At 26.4% G+C, this 201-nt stretch carries 1 pseudogene; it reads left to right on the top strand.

What is annotated here, in order from left to right:
* Positions 1 to 201, top strand: a pseudogene (locus ACJDTP_RS28105) (IS5/IS1182 family transposase); the annotation flags it as partial.

Genomic DNA, 201 nt, shown 5'->3' with positions numbered 1-201 from the left:
AAAATTCTTCAATGGCTTGAATATGAAAAAAAGAAAAGAAACATAGAGTTTGTTCATGGAATTGGTAAAAGAAAAACCAAAATTCAAAAGTGGACAGAGCAACTATCTGAATATAAAGAGAGAGAAGAAAAATATAATTTGAGTAAAAAAATATTTTCAAAAAGAAATAGTTATTCTAAAACTGATCCAGACGCAACTTTC

Origin of the sequence: Candidatus Clostridium helianthi (genome assembly GCF_045310795.1) — a bacterium.
Classification (GTDB): Bacteria; Bacillota; Clostridia; order Clostridiales; family Clostridiaceae; genus Clostridium; species Clostridium helianthi.
This window is presented reverse-complemented; position numbering and strand designations above follow the sequence as displayed.